The 17,693-nt window shown below is 58.8% G+C and carries 20 protein-coding genes and 1 tRNA gene; 4 read left to right on the top strand and 17 right to left on the bottom strand.

All coding sequences use genetic code 11. From position 1 onward, the window contains the following. Window positions 1–32: 32 nt before the first annotated feature. The 4 genes from ACQZ6F_RS20165 to ACQZ6F_RS20150 form a co-directional block, all read right to left on the bottom strand. Window positions 33–221, bottom strand: a complete 189-nt coding sequence (locus ACQZ6F_RS20165) for a Trm112 family protein (RefSeq protein WP_037154712.1) — start codon at window positions 219–221, stop codon at window positions 33–35. Between the two features lie 10 nt (window positions 222–231). Continuing rightward, window positions 232–891 carry an LON peptidase substrate-binding domain-containing protein gene (locus tag ACQZ6F_RS20160; protein ID WP_068394584.1) on the bottom strand — a complete coding sequence of 220 codons (660 nt, stop codon included), beginning with the start codon at window positions 889–891 and terminating at the stop codon, window positions 232–234. Between the two features lie 209 nt (window positions 892–1,100). Continuing rightward, complete coding sequence (gene trxA, locus ACQZ6F_RS20155) at window positions 1,101–2,075, bottom strand: thioredoxin (RefSeq protein WP_449093876.1); 975 nt, start codon at window positions 2,073–2,075, stop codon at window positions 1,101–1,103. Window positions 2,076–2,234: 159 nt separating this feature from the next. Beyond that, window positions 2,235–2,744, bottom strand: coding sequence for a prolyl-tRNA synthetase associated domain-containing protein (locus tag ACQZ6F_RS20150; protein ID WP_077472010.1), 510 nt, complete (start codon window positions 2,742–2,744; stop codon window positions 2,235–2,237). 242 nt (window positions 2,745–2,986) lie between these two features. Between ACQZ6F_RS20150 and ACQZ6F_RS20145 the strand changes: the two genes are divergently transcribed. Together ACQZ6F_RS20145 and ACQZ6F_RS20140 are read left to right on the top strand one after the other, a co-directional pair. After that, window positions 2,987–3,061: transfer RNA gene (locus tag ACQZ6F_RS20145), tRNA-Gly, on the top strand. Between the two features lie 220 nt (window positions 3,062–3,281). Then, on the top strand, window positions 3,282–3,923 hold the full coding sequence (locus tag ACQZ6F_RS20140) for a DUF1007 family protein (protein WP_449093877.1): 642 nt from the start codon (window positions 3,282–3,284) through the stop codon (window positions 3,921–3,923). Between the two features lie 39 nt (window positions 3,924–3,962). Here ACQZ6F_RS20140 and ACQZ6F_RS20135 read toward each other — a convergent pair whose 3' ends face one another. Then, window positions 3,963–4,709, bottom strand: a complete 747-nt coding sequence (locus tag ACQZ6F_RS20135; protein WP_449093878.1) for a phosphatase PAP2 family protein — start codon at window positions 4,707–4,709, stop codon at window positions 3,963–3,965. A gap of 574 nt (window positions 4,710–5,283) precedes the next feature. On the opposite strand from ACQZ6F_RS20135, the gene ACQZ6F_RS20130 reads away from it, so the two are divergent. After that, on the top strand, window positions 5,284–6,033 hold the full coding sequence (locus ACQZ6F_RS20130) for a MipA/OmpV family protein (protein ID WP_246662476.1): 750 nt from the start codon (window positions 5,284–5,286) through the stop codon (window positions 6,031–6,033). Here the strand turns inward: ACQZ6F_RS20130 and ACQZ6F_RS20125 are convergent. The 12 genes from ACQZ6F_RS20125 to ACQZ6F_RS20070 all read right to left on the bottom strand — a co-directional run bounded on the left by ACQZ6F_RS20125 (window position 5,974) and on the right by ACQZ6F_RS20070 (window position 17,135). After that, window positions 5,974–7,314 carry a class I SAM-dependent methyltransferase gene (locus ACQZ6F_RS20125; protein ID WP_449093879.1) on the bottom strand — a complete coding sequence of 447 codons (1,341 nt, stop codon included), beginning with the start codon at window positions 7,312–7,314 and terminating at the stop codon, window positions 5,974–5,976. The genes ACQZ6F_RS20130 and ACQZ6F_RS20125 overlap by 60 nt on opposite strands. Next, window positions 7,314–7,742: an SMR family transporter gene (locus ACQZ6F_RS20120; protein ID WP_077470762.1), complete on the bottom strand. Its 429-nt coding sequence runs from the start codon at window positions 7,740–7,742 to the stop codon at window positions 7,314–7,316. Before ACQZ6F_RS20120 ends, ACQZ6F_RS20125 begins: the two co-directional genes overlap by 1 nt. Continuing rightward, window positions 7,742–8,890, bottom strand: a complete 1,149-nt coding sequence (locus ACQZ6F_RS20115; protein WP_077470763.1) for a GNAT family N-acetyltransferase — start codon at window positions 8,888–8,890, stop codon at window positions 7,742–7,744. Before ACQZ6F_RS20115 ends, ACQZ6F_RS20120 begins: the two co-directional genes overlap by 1 nt. After that, a complete protein-coding gene (locus tag ACQZ6F_RS20110; protein ID WP_068394508.1) occupies window positions 8,871–9,686 on the bottom strand; it encodes an alpha/beta hydrolase in 816 nt (271 codons plus the stop codon). Before ACQZ6F_RS20110 ends, ACQZ6F_RS20115 begins: the two co-directional genes overlap by 20 nt. Continuing rightward, entirely contained in the window at window positions 9,676–10,548 is an 873-nt protein-coding gene (locus ACQZ6F_RS20105) for a fatty acid desaturase family protein (RefSeq protein ID WP_077470764.1), read from the bottom strand. The genes ACQZ6F_RS20110 and ACQZ6F_RS20105 overlap by 11 nt, the downstream gene beginning before the upstream one ends. Beyond that, complete coding sequence (locus ACQZ6F_RS20100) at window positions 10,545–10,898, bottom strand: permease (RefSeq protein WP_449093880.1); 354 nt, start codon at window positions 10,896–10,898, stop codon at window positions 10,545–10,547. The genes ACQZ6F_RS20105 and ACQZ6F_RS20100 overlap by 4 nt, the downstream gene beginning before the upstream one ends. Beyond that, a complete protein-coding gene (locus ACQZ6F_RS20095) occupies window positions 10,895–11,848 on the bottom strand; it encodes an arginase family protein (protein ID WP_449093881.1) in 954 nt (317 codons plus the stop codon). The genes ACQZ6F_RS20100 and ACQZ6F_RS20095 overlap by 4 nt, the downstream gene beginning before the upstream one ends. 4 nt (window positions 11,849–11,852) lie before the next feature. Then, window positions 11,853–13,271, bottom strand: a complete 1,419-nt coding sequence (locus tag ACQZ6F_RS20090; RefSeq protein ID WP_077470767.1) for an aspartate aminotransferase family protein — start codon at window positions 13,269–13,271, stop codon at window positions 11,853–11,855. Between the two features lie 20 nt (window positions 13,272–13,291). Next, the gene (locus ACQZ6F_RS20085) at window positions 13,292–13,975 is read right to left on the bottom strand and encodes an MtnX-like HAD-IB family phosphatase (RefSeq protein WP_077470768.1); all 684 of its coding nucleotides are present in this window, start codon (window positions 13,973–13,975) and stop codon (window positions 13,292–13,294) included. Window positions 13,976–14,080: 105 nt separating this feature from the next. Beyond that, complete coding sequence (locus ACQZ6F_RS20080) at window positions 14,081–15,457, bottom strand: sensor histidine kinase (RefSeq protein WP_077470769.1); 1,377 nt, start codon at window positions 15,455–15,457, stop codon at window positions 14,081–14,083. Continuing rightward, on the bottom strand, window positions 15,454–16,110 hold the full coding sequence (locus ACQZ6F_RS20075) for a response regulator transcription factor (RefSeq protein ID WP_068394590.1): 657 nt from the start codon (window positions 16,108–16,110) through the stop codon (window positions 15,454–15,456). The genes ACQZ6F_RS20080 and ACQZ6F_RS20075 overlap by 4 nt, the downstream gene beginning before the upstream one ends. Window positions 16,111–16,277: 167 nt before the next feature. Continuing rightward, a complete protein-coding gene (locus ACQZ6F_RS20070; protein WP_449093882.1) occupies window positions 16,278–17,135 on the bottom strand; it encodes a LysR substrate-binding domain-containing protein in 858 nt (285 codons plus the stop codon). A gap of 105 nt (window positions 17,136–17,240) precedes the next feature. Here ACQZ6F_RS20070 and ACQZ6F_RS20065 point away from each other — a divergent pair, with 105 nt between their 5' ends. Continuing rightward, window positions 17,241–17,669, top strand: a complete 429-nt coding sequence (locus ACQZ6F_RS20065) for a VOC family protein (protein WP_077470852.1) — start codon at window positions 17,241–17,243, stop codon at window positions 17,667–17,669. Window positions 17,670–17,693 lie beyond the last annotated feature (24 nt).

The raw sequence follows: 17,693 nt of genomic DNA, 5'->3' as shown, positions 1-17,693 counted from the left end.
AGCGGCCCTGCCGACGTCCACCGAAGCGGGTTTCAATCCTCGATGCGGCGTGCTTCCGAAATCAGCATGATCGGAATGCCGTCGCGGATCGGATAGGCGAGACGTGCCTTTTCCGAGATAAGCTCGTTCTTCTCGCGGTCATAGCTCAGCCGCCCTTTGGTCAAGGGGCAGACGAGCAGGTCGAGAAGTTTCGGATCGACTTTGCTGACCGTGACATCCATCGGCAAATTCCTATTGCATGATGGGATCGGTGTCACCCGAGCCGGCAAGCACGATCTTGACGATGGCGATGAAGGTCTCGGCGCGGGTCTTGAGATCAGGCGCCTCGAGAAGGGCCTGCTTTTCCGCTGGATCGAAGGGCGCCATGATCGACAGCGAATTGACCAGCATCATATTGTCGGCCCGCTCGACGCTGTCCCAATCCGCTTCCAGATTGTCTGCGTCCAGATAGGCCCGGAAAGCTGCGAGCAACGCCGCACGATCGACCGTATCCTCTTCATCGCGCGATTTGAGATCGGAAATGAACGGCGTAATGCGGAATGTGCGATAGGGTTGATGACCGGTGACCTCTTCCATCAGCCGGAAGCGGCAAATGCCGGTCAAGGAAACGATATAGCGCCCATCGCCGGTTTCCGAGATGGAGGTGATACGCCCGAGACAGCCGACATGCGACAGATTGGTGGACTCGGCCGGCTCGCCCATCGCCGGCTGAACCATGCCGATCAAGCGGTTGCCGGCAATGGCCATGTCGAACATGGCGAGATAGCGCGGCTCGAAAATATTCAACGGAAGCTGCGCGCCGGGCAGCAGCAACGCCCCGGACAAGGGAAAAACGGCTACGGTTTCGGGCAGATCGCTCGGCTTTAGATATCTGGCATTACCGACTTGCATGTTTTCCATCCCGCTGATCACTGCGCCGCGCGCCGCAATGGGCGCGCAGGAACGACATACTCGCGGCCGTTGCCCATCTCACGCCGCGCACCCGACAATGTGGGCCCGTCTGCCGAAAACACAAGACTATTTTGCGCCGGAGCACCGATGGACCCATTCCGCTTTCGACCGCCCGTTGGCGGTCGATCGTGCGAAGGCCTCGTTCTCCCTCAGGAAAACAGGATCGATGAAAGCCTGCGGCGTGCCGCGATCGTCGCCGGATCCTTCGGACCCCAGACATCGAAGAATTCGAGCAGCTGACGGCGAGCGCCATCATCATCGAAAGCACGATCCTTGCGCATGATGACAAGCAGATGCTCTGCCGCCTCATCGCGCTTGCCTTCGACATTGCGGATCTTGGCGAGCTTGACACGCTGCTCGTGATTGTCGGGGTTGGTGGCCAGTTCCTGTTCGATCGCAACGGGGTCGCCGAGTTTGCGGGCTTCGTCGATCTGATCGAGTTTCTTGACGATCGCCTGGATACCGGCATCGTTTGCAAGCGTCTCGGGCAGGTCCGTCAAGGCTTCACGCGCCCGCTGGCTCTGGCCGGCGGCAATCATGCATTCCGCCATGCCGGCAAGCGCCTTCGGGTTTTCCGGGTCGGCCTGGAGCACTGCGCCGAACAGTTCGGCCGCACCATTGATATCGCCGGCTGCAAGCAGGCCACCGGCCTCCTCCAGGACAGCGGCGATCTCGGCAGCCTGATCATCGGCACCGCCTGCGGGACCGCCGAGGCGATCGATGAACTGCCGGACCTGGCTTTCAGGAACCGCACCCATGAAACCATCGGCCGGACGGCCGTCGACGAAGGCAATGACTGCGGGGATCGACTGAATGCCGAGCTGGCCGGCAACGGACGGATGGTCGTCGATATTCATCTTGACCAGCTTCACGCGGCCCTGGGCTTCGGTGACGACCTTTTCGAGCACCGGAGTCAACTGCTTGCACGGACCGCACCAGGGCGCCCAGAAATCGACCAGCACGGGCTGGTTGCGCGATTCCTCGATGACGTCCTTGGCAAAGGTCGCGGTCGTCGTGTCCTTGATCGGCGAAGCGCCGGATGCCGCGGGCGCAGCTCCGAACGAAGCCGAGGCCGACATCTGCCCACCGAAGGAAGCGTTATAGGGATTGTTCGGACCGCTCATGAGTGTCTCCCGCCTGCCGGCATCCTTGATCTTGTGAAGAGCATGATTCCCAAACGGATTGATCACATCCGGATGGCAGTACGCTCCGTGAAATAGTCAAAGCGACTGGACAATCGAAAGACAAGCCGCTCGCCTTAATCTTAGCGCTAAAATCGTACCTTAACCTGTCACTTTCAAGACCAGCGGCGCATGACCCGTCGCCTCCATGAAGCGCAGCAGATCGGCGCTGGCAATCGATGTCGTCGCATCGTTCGACAGAGGATGGCAATTGACGATGTCATGCGCCATCAGGTCGGCATCGAGGACGAAGGTGACATTGTTGCCGGTATCGTTGATCGCCCCGAATGCCGTCACCGAACCGGGGATGACGCCGAGATATTCCATCAGCTTTTCCGGCTTGCCGAAGGAAACCTTGCTGGCCGCACCGATCAGCGTGTGCACCGTCTTCAAGTCGACGCTCGCATTTTCCTCGACGGTCAGCAGGAAGAAATTGTCCTTCTTGTCCTTCACGAACAGGTTCTTCGTGTGGCCGCCGGGAATCTCGTCGCGCAGGGACACCGATTCGGCAACGGTAAAGACCGGGGCATGATCCTTGGTGCTGTGGGCAACGCCGAGTCCATCCAGGAACAGGAAAAGATCGTCGCGTGTCTTCGGGCTGGTCTCGGTCATGGCGCCTCGCGATGGAAATTGTTCGCCCCTGATACGTCGCCCACAATTTCATTGCAATCTTTCAGAGGCCGAAGCCTGCTGTTTCAGGGCTTTCCGGGAGTTGCAGCAAAGGGCTTGAGATTTTTCTTGGCGAACTCGTCATTTCCCTGTTGCATTTGAAAAACGGTTGGGCCATATAGCGCCCGTCGCCGCAAGACGACGCACACGGTCCAACACACTACCCCGGACTGTTGTGGCAATGAGCGGGTGTAGCTCAGGGGTAGAGCACAACCTTGCCAAGGTTGGGGTCGAGGGTTCGAATCCCTTCGCCCGCTCCAATTTCCTCCGAAACAGATTTCAGAGCAAATAAGCCAGCAATGGCTTGGCATTGGTCATCGCCGGCAAGTACGGTTATGCACACACGGGCGCGATCCCGTTGCCAGTATCCTCCGAATCGGAGAGGTCGATGGCTATGTATGTTCCCTGGGTCTCAAATCAGTCTCAATTGACGTTCAGGTCTCCAGATAAAATGGACTGGTGGAACGCGGTATTGCTGGCATGATGAGAAAGACGCTCCTGCTGATTGCGGCACTGTCGCTTCTGCCCGTGCCCGCGCTTGCCCACCCGCACATCTTCATCGACGCAAAATTCGAGGTCGTGGCGGCGCCTGACGGCTCCATCAGCGAGTTGCGCAATGTCTGGAACTTCGACGAGGTGTTCTCCTCCTCGGTCCTCATGGATTACGACAAGGCCGGCGACCAGACGCTCACGCCAAGCGAACTCAAGGCCGTGGGCAAGACGGTGAGGGATTCGCTGGCGCAATACGGCTATTACACCAACGTCACCAGCAACGGCAAAGCAGTGCCCATGGCCAAGCCCGACGCCATTCAGGCCGACTACAAGGACGGCTCGCTGATTCTCACCTTCTCATTGAAGCCCGAGCAGAAGACCTTCCTCAAGGGAACCACGATCTTCGGGATCTATGACAAGACGCTCTACACGGCCGTCGATTTCGCCACCGACAACGATATGACCATTTCGGGAACAACCTCGGGCCGCTGCAAGCGCAAGGTCGTGAGGCCCAATCCGAAGGAAGTCATGGCGGAAAACCAGGCGGCACTCACCAGCATGTTCTTCAGCGATCCGAAGGGTACGGACTATTCGCTGCTCGTGGCGACACGGCTCGAAGTCCAGTGCTGATATCGCGCCCTGCGTGACACCGGCGATTTGACGCCTCTCTCATTCCAGTGGCGGCCGATCAGCTTGCGGCGCACCACTGGGCCCGCGCGACGGCGATATGAAGCGCCGGGCGATAAGCCAGCAGCCGAGCGCCCAGGTTGCCCCTGCGCACCAGCCGCCGAGAACATCCGTCGGGTAATGCACGCCGAGATAGACGCGGCTCATGCCGATCATCAGCGTCAATAGAATGCCGACGGCAACGATGAAGATACGGGTCGACCGATAGCGACGCGTACCCGATATGAGAGCCGCCAGCGTCAGATAGGTCACCGCAGACACCATCGCATGGCCGCTCGGAAAGCTCAGATCGTTCACCTCGACCAGATGCGGCACGATATCCGGCCGTGGCCTGGCAACGCTGAGCTTCAGCATTGTGCTCAGCGCCCATCCGCCAAGTACGGAGGCCAGCACGAAGATGGCGATGGCGCGCCGCCGGTCCAGCAGCAGATAGATCGTCACAAGCACCGTCATCAAGGTCAGCACCGTAGTCCCGCCGAGACTTGTGATGTCCTTGACGGCATGGGTCAGCCAGCCCGGCCCTATCGGTGTGGAGAGATCGGCCGGCTGGCGCAGTGCCAGCAAGATCGCCTCGTCAAACCCCTTCGTGCTTCCTTCGATAACTTCGCCCGTCAGATAGACGAACAGAAGGATGCCGCCGGAAAGAGCGGCGAACATCACGAGCAACAGCGGCTCGTAGCGGCTCACCCATGCCATTATGCCTGATCTTTGCGGCTCTTGACCGTTCATGCTCTGAAACCTGCCTGTCGTGCCTTCATGGGGGTCGCTTTCCGTCGCCGGAGGATCCGACATTATTCTAGGTTCTGTCCAAAAAGGACACTGGCTATCTAATGATGAAATCGACGGCGGCCAACAGGGATGAGCTAACAATCGGGCTGCGATTGTTGCCTGTTGTTTTCAGGTTCATGAAATGTCGTGCCTCTATTGTCGGCCCCACCCCTGGCAGCCTTCGACAGCGGCAGGGGCCTGTATGTCTACGCCGGGGAACCTTTCGATTGCCAACAACTGAAAAAGACAGCGTCGCCAACTCCAGCCGGCGATCCGGGGAATCCGACAGCAGGTGCAGCCGATCACCCGCAAATGGCGCAAAAGGTTCCAGCCGTCAGCCAGGCGTAATGTTTGCCGTTAAAATTTTTGCTATTTTCGGAGCCTTGAGCTGTGATAGTAGTGCCGCAAGGGCGATCAGGGATCGGGTGTTGTCAGAGTGTTAAGTGTTGGGACATCTTTTTCCGGCCGGCTGATGGCGCTCGCCGGCTTGGGCCTTTGGGCGGGAGCTGCCATCGTTGCATTTCCAGCATCTTCCATGGCGGAAGATGCTGCAAAGTCCGCATCCGATACCTGGGTGGTGACGCTCGGCGCTACCGTCGAGTATGGCCCCAGCTACGAAGGCTCGAAGCATTATACCTTCGGCGCCCTGCCATCTTTCGATATTCATCGCCTCGGTGAGGCCACGGAATACAGTGCTCCCGACGATAATTTCGATTATGAGCTCTTCGATTTCCACGGTCTTGAAATCGGGCCTGTGGTCGGCTTGAGAGATGACCGCTTCGACCTCAACAATTTGCAGCTGCAGAGCCAGCGCAGGGTCCGTTGGAATTTCGATGCCGGCGGCTTCGCACAATATTGGCTGATGGAAAATCGGCTACGGCTTCGAACGGAAGTGCGCCAGTCGCTCTGGGGCGGCGATGGCCTGGTCGGCGATTTCGCGCTCGACTGGTTTCAGCCTCTCGGCGATAAATGGCTCCTGTCCGCAGGCCCGCGTCTGTCGATGGCAAACTCCATCTATATGCGCAGTAATTTCGGCATTTCGGAAAGCCAGGCCGCAAGAAGAGAACACGTCGGCGCCTTCGATGCCGAAGCCGGGGTGAAATCGGTTGGCTTCACCGTGGCGGCGACCTATACGATCTCGCCCGCATGGAGCGTGCAGGTCTATGAGAAATATAACCGCCTGGTCGGCGACGCCGCCGATAGTCCGATCACCTCGCAGTTCGGCTCACCCAACCAGAATATTATCGGCTTTACCCTCAACAGAACCTTCAACGTCAATTTTTGAGGCGCTGCGCGCTTCATGATCGGCAATGTAGTTCCGCGTCAGCGGAATGATGTCGTTGCGTTTGGCGATCTGGATCTGGAAGACGACGAGATCCTCGTAGCGGAAGGCAGCTTCCGCCGTCGAAAGATAATATTCCCACATGCGGCAGAAACGCTCGTCATAAAGCTGCGCGACCTCGCCCCAGCGCGCCATGAAGCGCTCCCGCCAGCTTTCCAGCGTCATCGCATAGTGCAGCCGCAGCACCTCGACATCGGTGATGGCGAGGCCCGCCGCCTCGATTTCCGGGACGATTTCCGAAAGGGCGGGAATATAACCGCCGGGGAAGATGTATTTGTCCAGCCACGGCGTCGTGAAGCCAGGGGTCGCGGAGCAGCCGATGGTGTGCAACACCATGATGCCATCATCTTCCAGCAGCTCGGCGCATTTGCGGAAGAAGGTGCGGTAGGATGCCAGCCCGACATGCTCGAACATGCCGACCGAAACGATCCTGTCGAAACGGCCGGTCAGGCTGCGATAGTCGCGAAGTGCGAACTGCACTTCCGCCGGCGTTCCGCCGACCTTTTCGGTGACGCGCCTTGAGGCATATTCGTGCTGTTCTTCGGAAAGCGTGACGCCGAGGACATAGCCGCCGGGCGCGTGCTCGGCCAGATGCAGCCCCAGACCGCCCCAACCACAGCCGATGTCGAGAATGCTGTTGTTGGGCTCGATCAGGAGCTTGGCGGCAAGATGCCTTTTCTTGGCAAGCTGCGCCTCCTCCAGAGACTGATCGGCATGCTCGAAATAGGCGCAGGAATATTGCCGGTCCGGGTCGAGGAACAGTTCATAGAGCCGGCCGTCGAGATCGTAGTGATGGGCGACATTGGTCTTCGAACGCCCCGGCAGATTGCGGTGGCGAAAGATCCGCAGCTTGGTTCTGATATCGTCGATAATGCGGGCAATCAGCGGATGCGTGCTGTTCTGCGCCTCGCGCAGCATCATCGCCACAAAGTCGTAGAGCGTACCCTGCTCGACGATGAAACGGCCATCCATATAGAGCTCGCCGAGCAGCCTGTCGGCATCGATCAGGAACGCCCATTCGGCACGATCATCAGTGAAGCGCACGTGAACGGGCTCGCCGGTACCGTCGCCAAATGTGAGGACACGGCCGCTTGCCGTGGTCACGGTTAGCGCACCGCGCGTGACGATGGATGATAGCCCACGTCTAACACACCAGTCCACCAGACCGGAGAAAACGCCAGCACCGTTGCCCTTGCGGTGATTTTCAGCTTGCAGATTGGACATCATTTATCCTTGCCGGTGCCCGTTCGCAGCTCATCCTGCCTCGGATCCAATTCATCATGATGCTCATTCGTCTCGAAACTGGCACCCGCAATCAGCCAGACGCCCGTCAGGATCAAGCCGCTGCCGATCATCTGCAGTGCGACGACCCGCTCACCGAAGAAGAACCAGCCAGCCGCGACGACCAGCACATAGCTTATGCCCGTAAGCGGAAAAGCGCGGCTGAGTTCGAGCTCGGCAAGCACATTCATCCAGATGAAGAAGGCGACAATCTCTACGACTATAGCCGCCAATATCCAATGAGACGAGAGAGCATGCCAAAACCACGTCAGCGTCCCTTCATCCTTCAACTGCGCCGCACCGAGTTTGATGAATAATTGATAGAGAGTGCTCAGCACTGGCACGGCAAGCCAGTAAAAACGTAGGGGCATTAAGCATCCGCCTCGTCTGTCGAGAACAGCGGCGACACAAGCCGCAGCAACCTCTGAAGGAATGGGTTGCGATGGCGGAAGAACATCGCATTGGCGGTCAGCTTGCTGCCGAGACGTATCTTGTTCTCGTAATAGGCCTGGCCGCTCTGGTAACGGCTTATGCCATGATCCAGGCAGTATCGCAGGTTGGTGAACCAGCTGAGGAAGTAGAGGTTATAAGGTCGCCCCCTGTCTCCATCCATGCAGAAGAATTTGTCGATGGCGACGCGGTCGTCATGCATGATCAGATTGACGGCAAGCAGCTGGTCTTCGACAAAATAGAAGGCGCAATAGGAACGGCCGCTCATGCGGCTGAGAATTCCCTCGAAATATTCGGCGGTCAGCTCTTCGAACTGCCAATCACTGCGATTGCGGGTGTCGTGGTACAGCGCCACCACCTGCGGCAGGAACGCACCGAAATCCGTCCTGATCTCCACCCGCACCTGTTCGAAGGACTTCAGCTTGCGGCGCATATCCTTGCGGGTGCCGGCAGAAAGCTTGGCGAGATATTCGTCGATCGTCTTGAAATCGATGTCGAGCCAGGCCGTCGGCAAACCACCGATCGAGGCATAGCCATGGGCGGACAATGGAGCGGCAAACTCGGTCGAAAGCTGTTCGGGAATGTCCTTGAGCCCGACGAGCCCGCAGCGTTCGGTGGCAGCAAACTGTTCGAAGAAAGATAGCATCTCGGCAAACAGCACGCTGCGGCGTTCCTCAGCAACATCCGGATGGAAGCCGATCGCCCCCGTCTCGGTGCAGGGCGAACCCAGGCAGGCGAGCCGCAGCTTCAGAAAATTCGGGAAGTGGCGCTGCAGGCGGCGCACGGACCGGCGCAGGAATCCTTCTTCCAGCGTCGTATCGAGAGCATAGAGGCAGAGAAAGGCCGGCATGGCGGCACTGACGCGCCCATCCTCGACGACGGTGATGTACCGCCATTCAAAACCCTCGATGCCGGCTTCCTCGATGGCAAGCAGGCAGTCATAATCCTCAACCTGCCCATGAAAGCAGGCATTCCACGCATCGCGGCCGATCGCGCGGATGCTGAAATGAACTTCCGTCACGGGACTGGCTGGCGGATTGGGCACGAGTTTAAGCAGCGGCTGCGACATGACGCGCCTCAAAGAAATCTGCTGTAAAATCGGCCACCTGACGATGCTGTCGATCCACATGGATCATATGATAGCTGTCCTTGATCCATTTCAGCTCGTGCGGACTGCCGATATGATCGGAAATGTAGCGGGCATGCTTCGGGCTGGCGAGATCGTCGTCCTCGGCATGCAGGATCAGCGTCGGCGTCTGCATGTCAGGCAGCTTGCCTCTGAGCGTCTTACCCAGCCGGTGCATTTCGACCAGGCCCTTGCCGGGGAATCGCTCCAGAACGCCCTCGCTCGCCATGCCCTCGATCAGCCGCCGCATCCGCTCGTCCTTGATCCCGAGCGAGGCCGTCTCGCTGAAGCTCAGGCGATCGAGGAAGGGAACGCGCGACAGCCAGCCGATCTGCGATGCCAGAAGCGGGTAGTAGAAAGGAACATCCCAGCCGTCATAGCTGAAGCAGGGCGAGTAGATGGCCACCGCGCCGATTTTTCCGGGCTGCTGCTCGGCGGCCAGCATCGCAAGCTTGCCGCCAACGCAGATACCGGCTGCAAAAACTTCTTGGGTCCTTGATGCCAGTAGCGCCGACGCTTCGACGACACTTTCAAGCCAATCCTGCCAGCGGGAGCCGCGCAGTGTCTTCACGTCAACGCCGTGACCGGCCAGCAGCGGCGCATAGACGCTGTAGCCCCTGCGATTGAGGTGACGGGCAACCAGCTTCATTTCGGCCGGCGCCCCCGTCAACCCATGCACGAGGAGAACGCCTTTGCCGTTTGAGCCTTCCATGAAGAAGCTCAACTCGTCAGCTTTCATGAGACAGCTCCGACTGCCGGTTTTCCTTGGCCATGAAGCCAAGCGCATGGCAGGTGCTGATCACATGCGTGCCTGCCTTTTCCTGTTCGTCCTTGATCTGCTCGTGCAACGTCGGCAGCTTGGTCCAGTGAGTGCGAGGCCGGTAGTGGTGCTCGGCATGATAGCCGTTGCCGAACCAAAGCCAGTTGTAGAACGGCTTGTGGCTGGAAACGCCCCAGGCAATCGGCTCGTCCGGATCGCCGTGCAGATGCTCGTAATAGCCGTTCAGCGACGACAGGCAGTTGCCGATATAATAGAACGGCACGAAGAACAGGACGGCCTTCCAGTCATAGATGAGCGCGATTGCTGCGAGACCCAGGAAGAAGAACAGCTCGAACCGACCCCAATTCGCATCGAAGGGGCGGCGGCGGGCGATGGCCTTGTGGATGTCGCCGAGACTGTCGCGGAAGAAGCTCAACAATGTGTAGGACCAGACATTCTCGGGCTGACCGTCGCGGCCGTGGCGATAGATCGACAGCAGATCGACGGTATCGCCTTTATCATCCGGCCGGTCGCTGTTGCCGGAATGATGCCGCATATGCACCCAGTGATAATAGGTCTGCGAAAAGCCGATCGCGACGGATTCCAATAGGCTGAAGGCATAGTTCATCCACCGCGCCTTGAAATAGGGCGTATGAATGAAATTGTGCGATATGCTGTTGATGTTCCAGGAGATCGATACGGCGTAGAGGCAGCCGAGAATCACTGAAACCCATAGCGGGCGGCTTTCGAAGCCGACGATCAGATAGACATCGAAAGCGAGATGTGCGACGGCAGCCAGAACCGGCGCCGCGTCCCATCTGGAGTGCGCAAAGATTTTCATAGTCCGGTAACTCCCACACAGGCCACGCCGGCGGTCACGAAGAACACGCCGATCGCGTGGCGTAGGTTGATGTTTTCCTTGAAGATTAGAGCGCCGGCGAACACGATGACGACATAGCTCAACGCCATAAGGGGAAAGGCAATTGTGAGCGGTACGTGCTCGAGGACGGCGGTCCAGGCAAAAAGCTCGACGGCCCAGAACATGATGCCGAGCCAGGTCACGGGCCTGGCCAGGGCCGAAAGCAGCGCATTCTCGCTGGCCGACTGCTTGAAGCAGACCTCGCGCGCGGTCTCCGCCAGCACGCAGAAGAGTATGAGCCCAAGCATGGGCAGCGTCAGGCTACCGGTCATTCCATATACTCCGCCAGCACTTCCAGCAGCGCATGATTGGCAGCGCTGTTGATGTTTCTGGTCGTTTCGGCGCCCTGCCGGACCCGCGGCTGGTCGATCAGGATCTCAGCCCGCTTCATCAACTTGGTGCGCAGGCTGCCAGCATAACTCGGAACCGAATAATCGCCTATGACATCAGCGCCGATGATGCGGTGGCGACTGCCGATTTCGCTGATCAGGGCCAGAAGATAGGGCAGCCGCATGCGGCCTTGATCCCAGTTCGTCACGGCGTCATCCGCCGCCAGAACATCCTTATCGATCGTGACATAAACCGCTTCGGTACGAATGCGGCTGAGCATGCGATCGATGAAATTCTCTTCGCCGATTTCCGCGATCGATTTCCAGTGCAGAGCGCCCTTTTCCTGGCGATAGCTGGCGCCGGTGCCGTAATCAGCGAGAACGCGGCTCGGCGGATGCTCGTAAGGGTAAAGCTCCAGCTTGCCCTCGCCGAGCCAATGCAGGTTGGCTCCCTTGCGCTCGGGGCTGCGAAGATCGCTGCTGCACACGCCAATCGTGATGACCTTCTGGATATTGGCATTGGCAAGGGCACTGTTGACCCAGGAACCGCAATGCAGGCCGCCATCGAACGTCACCCAATCCGGATGGTTGTCGAAATGGATCAGCGTCGCGGGGCCGGACTGACGTTCCAGTGCGCCATCGAGGAGCATCGCCGTGATGTGATGGAAGTCGCCGGACCCCATGAAGCAGAGCTGCGGGTCCTTGCCCGTCGCAGGCGTATTCTTGACGATTTCGCGGCTGAGATTGGCCAGGGCATTCTGCTTGCCCCAAAGCCGGACCTCGCGCCCCGCATCCTTGTCGAAATACTGGTGCGCGCCGGCAAACTTGCAGGCGCGCACAAAGTCCGGCTGCAACTCCAGTGCGTCATCGAGATGAAGAAGCAGGAGTTGCACCGTCTTATCTCCGGGCAGCGCGCGTCAGAAGCTGATCGAGCAGGTTAAGTGCCAGATCGATCTCTTCGCGGGTGATGAGCAGGTTCGGCGCGAAGGTGATGACGTTCTTGTGGTAGCCGCCGACATCGAGCACGAGGCCGTAAGTCTTGCTGCCGACCTGAAGATCGCCCTTCATGCCTTCGTCGCACATCCAATCCATCGTCGCCTTGCTGGGCGTGTAGCTGTCTTCCTCGCAGATTTCCATCCGCAGTGCGAGGCCGAGACCATCGACTTCGCCGACAATGGCGTGGCGCTTCTGCAGCTGCTGCAGACCGTCGAGGAAATGAGCGCCCTTCTCCATGATGGCGGCGCCGAAATCTTCTTCTTCCAGCATCTTCATGGTTTCGAGCGCGACGGCAGTTCCCATCGGGTTGCTGGCGAAGGTCGAATGCGTGGAGCCGGGCGGGAAGACGGTCGGGTTGATCAGCTCTTCACGGGCCCAGACGCCGGAAAGCGGGTTGAGGCCGTTGGTGATCGCCTTGCCGAAGACCAGCGCATCGGGCGAAACGCCGAAGTGCTCGATCGACCAGAGCTTGCCTGTGCGATAGACGCCCATCTGGATTTCGTCGACGACGAGCAGGATGCCGTGATCGTCCAGCACCTTCTTCAGTTCGACGAAGAAGTTCATCGGCGGAATGACGTAGCCGCCCGTGCCCTGGATCGGCTCGATGTAGAAGGCGGCATATTCGGACTTGCCGGCCTTCGGATCCCAGACGCCGTTATATTCGCTCTCGAACAGGCGGGCGAATTTCTGGACGCAGTAGTGACCGTATTCTTCCTTCGACATGCCCTTAGGGCCGCGGAAGTAATAGGGGAATTCGACGAACTGGGCGCGATCGCCGAAATGGCCGTAGCGGCGGCGATAGCGATAGCTCGAAGTGATGGCAGACGCGCCGAGCGTACGGCCGTGATAACCGCCTTCGAAGGCGAACATCAGGCTCTTGCCGCCGGTGTAGTTACGCACCAGCTTCAGCGAATCTTCGACTGCCTGCGAGCCGCCGACGTTGAAATGAACGCGGCCCTTGTGCCCGAACTTGCGCTCGGCATCCTGCGCGATCATCGCTGCAAGCTCGACCTTTTCACGGTGCAGATACTGCGAGGCGACCTGCGGCAACACGTCGAGCTGGCGATGAGCAGCAGCGTTCAGACGCTCGTTGCGGTAACCGAAATTGACGGCGGAATACCACATCTGCAGATCGAGGAATGGCGTTCCCGTGCGATCATACACGAAGGAGCCTTCGCATCCTTCGAAGAATTTCGGCTTGTCGGTATAGTGAACGGTATCGCCATGGGAGCAATAGACTTCCTCAAGCGCGCGCAATTCTTCTTCGGAGCGGACGGACTCGGTCGCGCCGCTGAAGGCTTCGGCTACATTCGTTTTCATTCAATGCCTCTCGGTCAAATTCACGCTGTCTTGAAATGCGGCAGCGCACGGGAGCGTCGCTCGACGCTCGGGAGAACGGCTTCCATCTTTGGAAGCAGATCGGAAAAGTCTTCGAAACCGACATAAGGAATGTCGTTTTCTTCGCAGTAGTCGACGAGCTTGGCCTTCGCGAATACGAGGTCGACCTTGTCGGAAACGCAGAAATCGCTTCGACCGTCGCCGATGTAGACCTGGAGGTCGTTGCTATCGACAACGCGACATTTGCAGACGCCGGCGCCGGACACGCAGCCCGTCGCTTGAAACGGCGGGAACAGCGAATAGGCCTCGCGGCCCTGACTGACGCTGCAGGTCAGCACATTGGCAACGATCGGCAGGCCGTCGATGCCGTGACGCGCCAGAATCCGGCGAATGAAATAATCGACGCCATCGCTGACGACGGTCACGGGCAATTCGCCGCTACGGCAATAGGACAGGAATTTTTCAAAACCCGGATCGATCGACACCGTGTCGAGAAACTGATCGAGTTCCGTCCTGCTCGCCTGGATGAGAGCGATCTGCCGGCGCATGCACTCGCCGGAGCCGATCTGCCCCTGTTTCCAGAGCCGTTCGATGTCTTCCCACTCGGAACCGGCGAAACGGTTTAACACCATATCCGTCGCGTCTTCGATGGATATGGTTCCATCAAAATCGCAAAACACCTGCATGAAAATGCCCTTTCGCCTTATCCTGAGTTGCGTCTAACAACATCGGATGAGCCGGGCATGAGCGGAAAATGAAGCGAAAATGAAAAACGATGAGAAGTTGATTTTTTAGCTTGCCAGCAATCTCAGGTCTACCTGAAGACCCTTGCTCCAACGCGGCGTAGAAAGTTCCACCGTCGCCGAAAGACGGTCCGCCGTATCGGCAACAATGGCAAGGCCAAGCCCGGCTCCTTCGGTATGAAGCGTGTTGAGCCGATAGAACCGCTGGAACACCGCCTCTCGCTCATGCGGCGGAATGCCCGGCCCGCTGTCGCTGATCGAAATCTGCTCGAAACCGTCTTCCGACGAAATCGAAACCCTGATCTTGCCGCCTACAGGCGTGTATTTGATGGCGTTGTCCAGAAGGTTGGTGATCAGCAAGCGTATCAGCGATTCGTCGGTCTTGACCTCGACCGTTTCGTCGCCTTCCAGCACCACGTCGAGCTCACGGCTCGTGATGATGTTGCCGAATTCGGCAAGCACCGATGCGACCAGATGATAGACCATCACCGACGTCGGATTGAGTGGGTGATGGCTCACCCTCGCCAGCCGCAACAATTGCTCAATCAGGTGCGTGGCATGGTTGTTGCTGGCGACCAGGTCGGCGACGATCGCCTGCCGCTCATGCTCGTTGTCGCTGTTTCCAAGCATCTGCAGCAGCAGCTTCACGCTGGCCTGCGGCGTGCGTAATTGATGCGCGGCCAGATCGGAAAAGCGCCGTTCGAGCGTCAGCGACTGGGCAAGCTTTTCTAGCAATTGATTGATCGAGCGGCCGAGCGGCAGCAGGTCGCGCGGCAGGCCTTCAACCGGGATGGCCGAGAGGTCGTCAGGCGATCGGGTGCGGATCTGCCGTACCACTCCGTGGATCGTGCGCAGACCGCTGTTGATCCCGAGCCAGATGAGGAAGCCGATGACCGGCACGAGCATCAGCAGCGGAAAGAAGAGATTGAGCAGGATGTTGGAGACGAGCGTTTCGCGAAGCGCGATCTTTTCGCCAAGCTCGATCACGATAGTCGTATTCGGGATCGGCAACGAATAGACGCGCCAGTCCTCACCACCATAGACCAGCGTGGTGAACCCAACCTTCTGCTGCGGTACGTCGGAGAGAAAGGCCGTGCTGCTGTAGAAGCGGATATTGCCGTCGACCCAGGCGCGAAACATATGCGCATCGGCATAATCGTCAGCATCCTCGTTAAAGGCCAGCTGATTGTCCATGTTGAAGTCGATGTCGTCGATCTGCTTTGCCGCACGGTCTGGCGTCTTTTCCAGCGGCCGCCTCAACAGGCTCCAGATGACGTTCGCATCGTCGATGAGCTGGGCATCGTAGATATTGTTGATTTCCCGCGTCGCGCTGTTGAAGGCAAAGGCGGCAATCACGACGATGGTCACGACGACAACAGGCGCGATCCGGAGAAACAGATTACGGGTAAGAGTGGAATTGTTCATCGCTCGATCATGTAGCCGACACCGCGGATCGATTTGATGAAATCGGTGCCGAGCTTCTTGCGCAGATTATAGATGGTCACTTCGATCGTGTTGCTCTCGACGGTATTCTCGGCGTCGTAAAGCGCATATTCGATATCGTTCTTCGTGACATAGCGGCCGCTTCGCTCCATCAGGAGCTTTAGAAGATGGAACTCCTTCGCTGTCGTATGCACCTGCGCATTGGCCTTGCGCGCGACCATGGCCGACGGATCGACCTCGACATCGCCGCAGCGAATGACACTTTCGGTCCTGCCGTCACGCCGTCTGATGAGCGCGCGCAGGCGCGCCAGCAATTCGTCGAGATCGAAGGGCTTGACCAGATAGTCATCCGCGCCTTCGTCCAGGCCCTCTACCTTTTGGCGCACCGAATCGAGCGCCGTCAGCAACAGCACTGGCACGGAATTGCCGCGCTGGCGGATGCGCCGCAACACTTCCATGCCGCCAAGCTGCGGCAGATTGATATCCAGCACGATCGCCGCGAAGTGAGAATGCTGGGCCGCCTCGAGGCCGGATTCGCCATCGCGCATCCAGTCTACGCCATAGGCATGCTTCTCCAGCGCCTTCTTGAGCGATGAGCCGAGGATATTGTCGTCTTCAACCAGCAAAACACGCACGATCGACCCCATTTAGCCGAGAAATTCTGTCGTCGATGTGGGCTGCAATTGGAGCGGCCTTGTGGCAAAGCTATGACGGATCATTTCCACCGGCAAGAGCTGAGAAAAAGCGCGCCATTCCGCCAAGCGGCCCGGAGCCGATCCGGAAGGACCTTCCAGCTGCAATCTCATCCCTGCGCGGCGGTCAGGCACTCGGCGAGATAGGCGGCGGCCGGACTGGTTTCCAGTGGCTGCAATATCCCGATCTCACGGTGAAACATTGCCTCGCCAAGCGGTACCATCCGCACCGACGGGATGCCAGGCAGACCGCCATCGACAATCGGAAGAAGCGCCACCCCGAGCCCGCGTCCGACCAGAGCGGCGATGCCGGCTATGTCGTCAATCTCGATCGCCTCCTTGGGATCGATCGAATGCGAGCGCAGGAACCGGTCCACCTGCCGCCCTCCGAACGAGCTGCGATCGTAGCGGATAAACGGCTGCTCGCGTAGCAACACCCGCCAATCGTCACCCTCCAGCTGCTCGGGAACGGCCAGCATATAGGGCTCACGCAGCAGCGGCCGCCAGACAAGATTCTTCGGCAGGCCATAGGGAGGTTCGATCAGCACCGCCAGATCGAGTTCGCCGGCATCGAGCAGATCGAGCAAATGCAGGGAGACACCGGGAACGATGCGAAGGTGATATCGCGCGAACCGCTGCCGAAACGGCACGAGCGCGCGGGCAAGAACCGCAGATTGAACCGAAGCTATGGCGCCGATGCGCAGCTGGCCGCCCGAGCTCTCGTCGGCCGCGTCCGCTATATGCTCGAACATCGATATGATGCTCTTGGCGCGCTCCAGCGTACGCAGCCCCGCCGCATTCAGCGTGGCGGAACGGCCCGTCCGCTCGAACAATATGACGCCGAGCCTCTCTTCAAGCCGCTTCATTTGACCGCTGACGGCCGCTTGCGTCAGACCGATCCGCTCTCCCGCCGCTGCAAACGTTCCGAAGCGGGCAACAGCGACCAGTGTTTTAAGTTCGGGAATCATGATTCATAATTTTTCATTGACCTCAGATTCATAATATACAGTTTTTCATCGGAAAAAATGTACCTTAATCATTGCTGCATCGAATTCATACACCAGGAGACGATCATGAGTGCAGCACCTCTTCACCCCTTCCATCTCGCCTTCCCAGTCCACGATCTGGCTGCGGCCCGCGCTTTCTATGGCGGTCTGCTGGGCTGCCCCGAAGGCCGCAGCTCGCCCGACTGGATCGATTTCAACTTTTACGGCCATCAGGTCGTCGCCCATCTGGCACCGGGCGAAACCGGCGAGGTGGCGGCCAATGCTGTCGACGGTCACGGCGTCCCCGTGCGCCATTTCGGCGTCGTTCTGTCGATGGAAGAGTGGGAAGCGGCGGCCGAGAAACTGACGAAAGCCGGCATAGAGTTCGTCATCAAGCCTTATATCCGCTTCCGAGGAGAACCAGGAGAGCAGGCAACCATGTTCTTCAAGGATCCGAGCGGCAATGCCGTTGAGATGAAGGCCTTCGCCGACATCAACAACCTGTTCGCCAAGTAGAAACCCAAGGCTTGCGATATGAGC

Source organism: Rhizobium sp. A22-96 (assembly GCF_053521805.1).
Note: the sequence above shows the minus strand (reverse complement) of the source record. Positions and strands in the feature narration are given on the sequence as shown.

What these genes read in the sequence shown, in the direction of transcription:
- ACQZ6F_RS20070 (WP_449093882.1), bottom strand. Translation starts at nt 17,135, where the DNA reads ATGATTCCCGAACTTAAAACACTGGTCGCTGTTGCCCGCTTCGGAACG.
- ACQZ6F_RS20080 (WP_077470769.1), bottom strand. Translation starts at nt 15,457, where the DNA reads ATGAACAATTCCACTCTTACCCGTAATCTGTTTCTCCGGATCGCGCCT.
- ACQZ6F_RS20150 (WP_077472010.1), bottom strand. Translation starts at nt 2,744, where the DNA reads ATGACCGAGACCAGCCCGAAGACACGCGACGATCTTTTCCTGTTCCTG.
- ACQZ6F_RS20115 (WP_077470763.1), bottom strand. Translation starts at nt 8,890, where the DNA reads ATGTCGCAGCCGCTGCTTAAACTCGTGCCCAATCCGCCAGCCAGTCCC.
- ACQZ6F_RS20120 (WP_077470762.1), bottom strand. Translation starts at nt 7,742, where the DNA reads ATGCCCCTACGTTTTTACTGGCTTGCCGTGCCAGTGCTGAGCACTCTC.
- trxA (WP_449093876.1), bottom strand. Translation starts at nt 2,075, where the DNA reads ATGAGCGGTCCGAACAATCCCTATAACGCTTCCTTCGGTGGGCAGATG.
- ACQZ6F_RS20105 (WP_077470764.1), bottom strand. Translation starts at nt 10,548, where the DNA reads ATGAAAATCTTTGCGCACTCCAGATGGGACGCGGCGCCGGTTCTGGCT.
- ACQZ6F_RS20065 (WP_077470852.1), top strand. Translation starts at nt 17,241, where the DNA reads ATGAGTGCAGCACCTCTTCACCCCTTCCATCTCGCCTTCCCAGTCCAC.
- ACQZ6F_RS20165 (WP_037154712.1), bottom strand. Translation starts at nt 221, where the DNA reads ATGGATGTCACGGTCAGCAAAGTCGATCCGAAACTTCTCGACCTGCTC.
- ACQZ6F_RS20130 (WP_246662476.1), top strand. Translation starts at nt 5,284, where the DNA reads ATGGCGGAAGATGCTGCAAAGTCCGCATCCGATACCTGGGTGGTGACG.
- ACQZ6F_RS20090 (WP_077470767.1), bottom strand. Translation starts at nt 13,271, where the DNA reads ATGAAAACGAATGTAGCCGAAGCCTTCAGCGGCGCGACCGAGTCCGTC.
- ACQZ6F_RS20085 (WP_077470768.1), bottom strand. Translation starts at nt 13,975, where the DNA reads ATGCAGGTGTTTTGCGATTTTGATGGAACCATATCCATCGAAGACGCG.
- ACQZ6F_RS20125 (WP_449093879.1), bottom strand. Translation starts at nt 7,314, where the DNA reads ATGTCCAATCTGCAAGCTGAAAATCACCGCAAGGGCAACGGTGCTGGC.
- ACQZ6F_RS20135 (WP_449093878.1), bottom strand. Translation starts at nt 4,709, where the DNA reads ATGAACGGTCAAGAGCCGCAAAGATCAGGCATAATGGCATGGGTGAGC.
- ACQZ6F_RS20100 (WP_449093880.1), bottom strand. Translation starts at nt 10,898, where the DNA reads ATGACCGGTAGCCTGACGCTGCCCATGCTTGGGCTCATACTCTTCTGC.
- ACQZ6F_RS20140 (WP_449093877.1), top strand. Translation starts at nt 3,282, where the DNA reads ATGATGAGAAAGACGCTCCTGCTGATTGCGGCACTGTCGCTTCTGCCC.
- ACQZ6F_RS20110 (WP_068394508.1), bottom strand. Translation starts at nt 9,686, where the DNA reads ATGAAAGCTGACGAGTTGAGCTTCTTCATGGAAGGCTCAAACGGCAAA.
- ACQZ6F_RS20160 (WP_068394584.1), bottom strand. Translation starts at nt 891, where the DNA reads ATGCAAGTCGGTAATGCCAGATATCTAAAGCCGAGCGATCTGCCCGAA.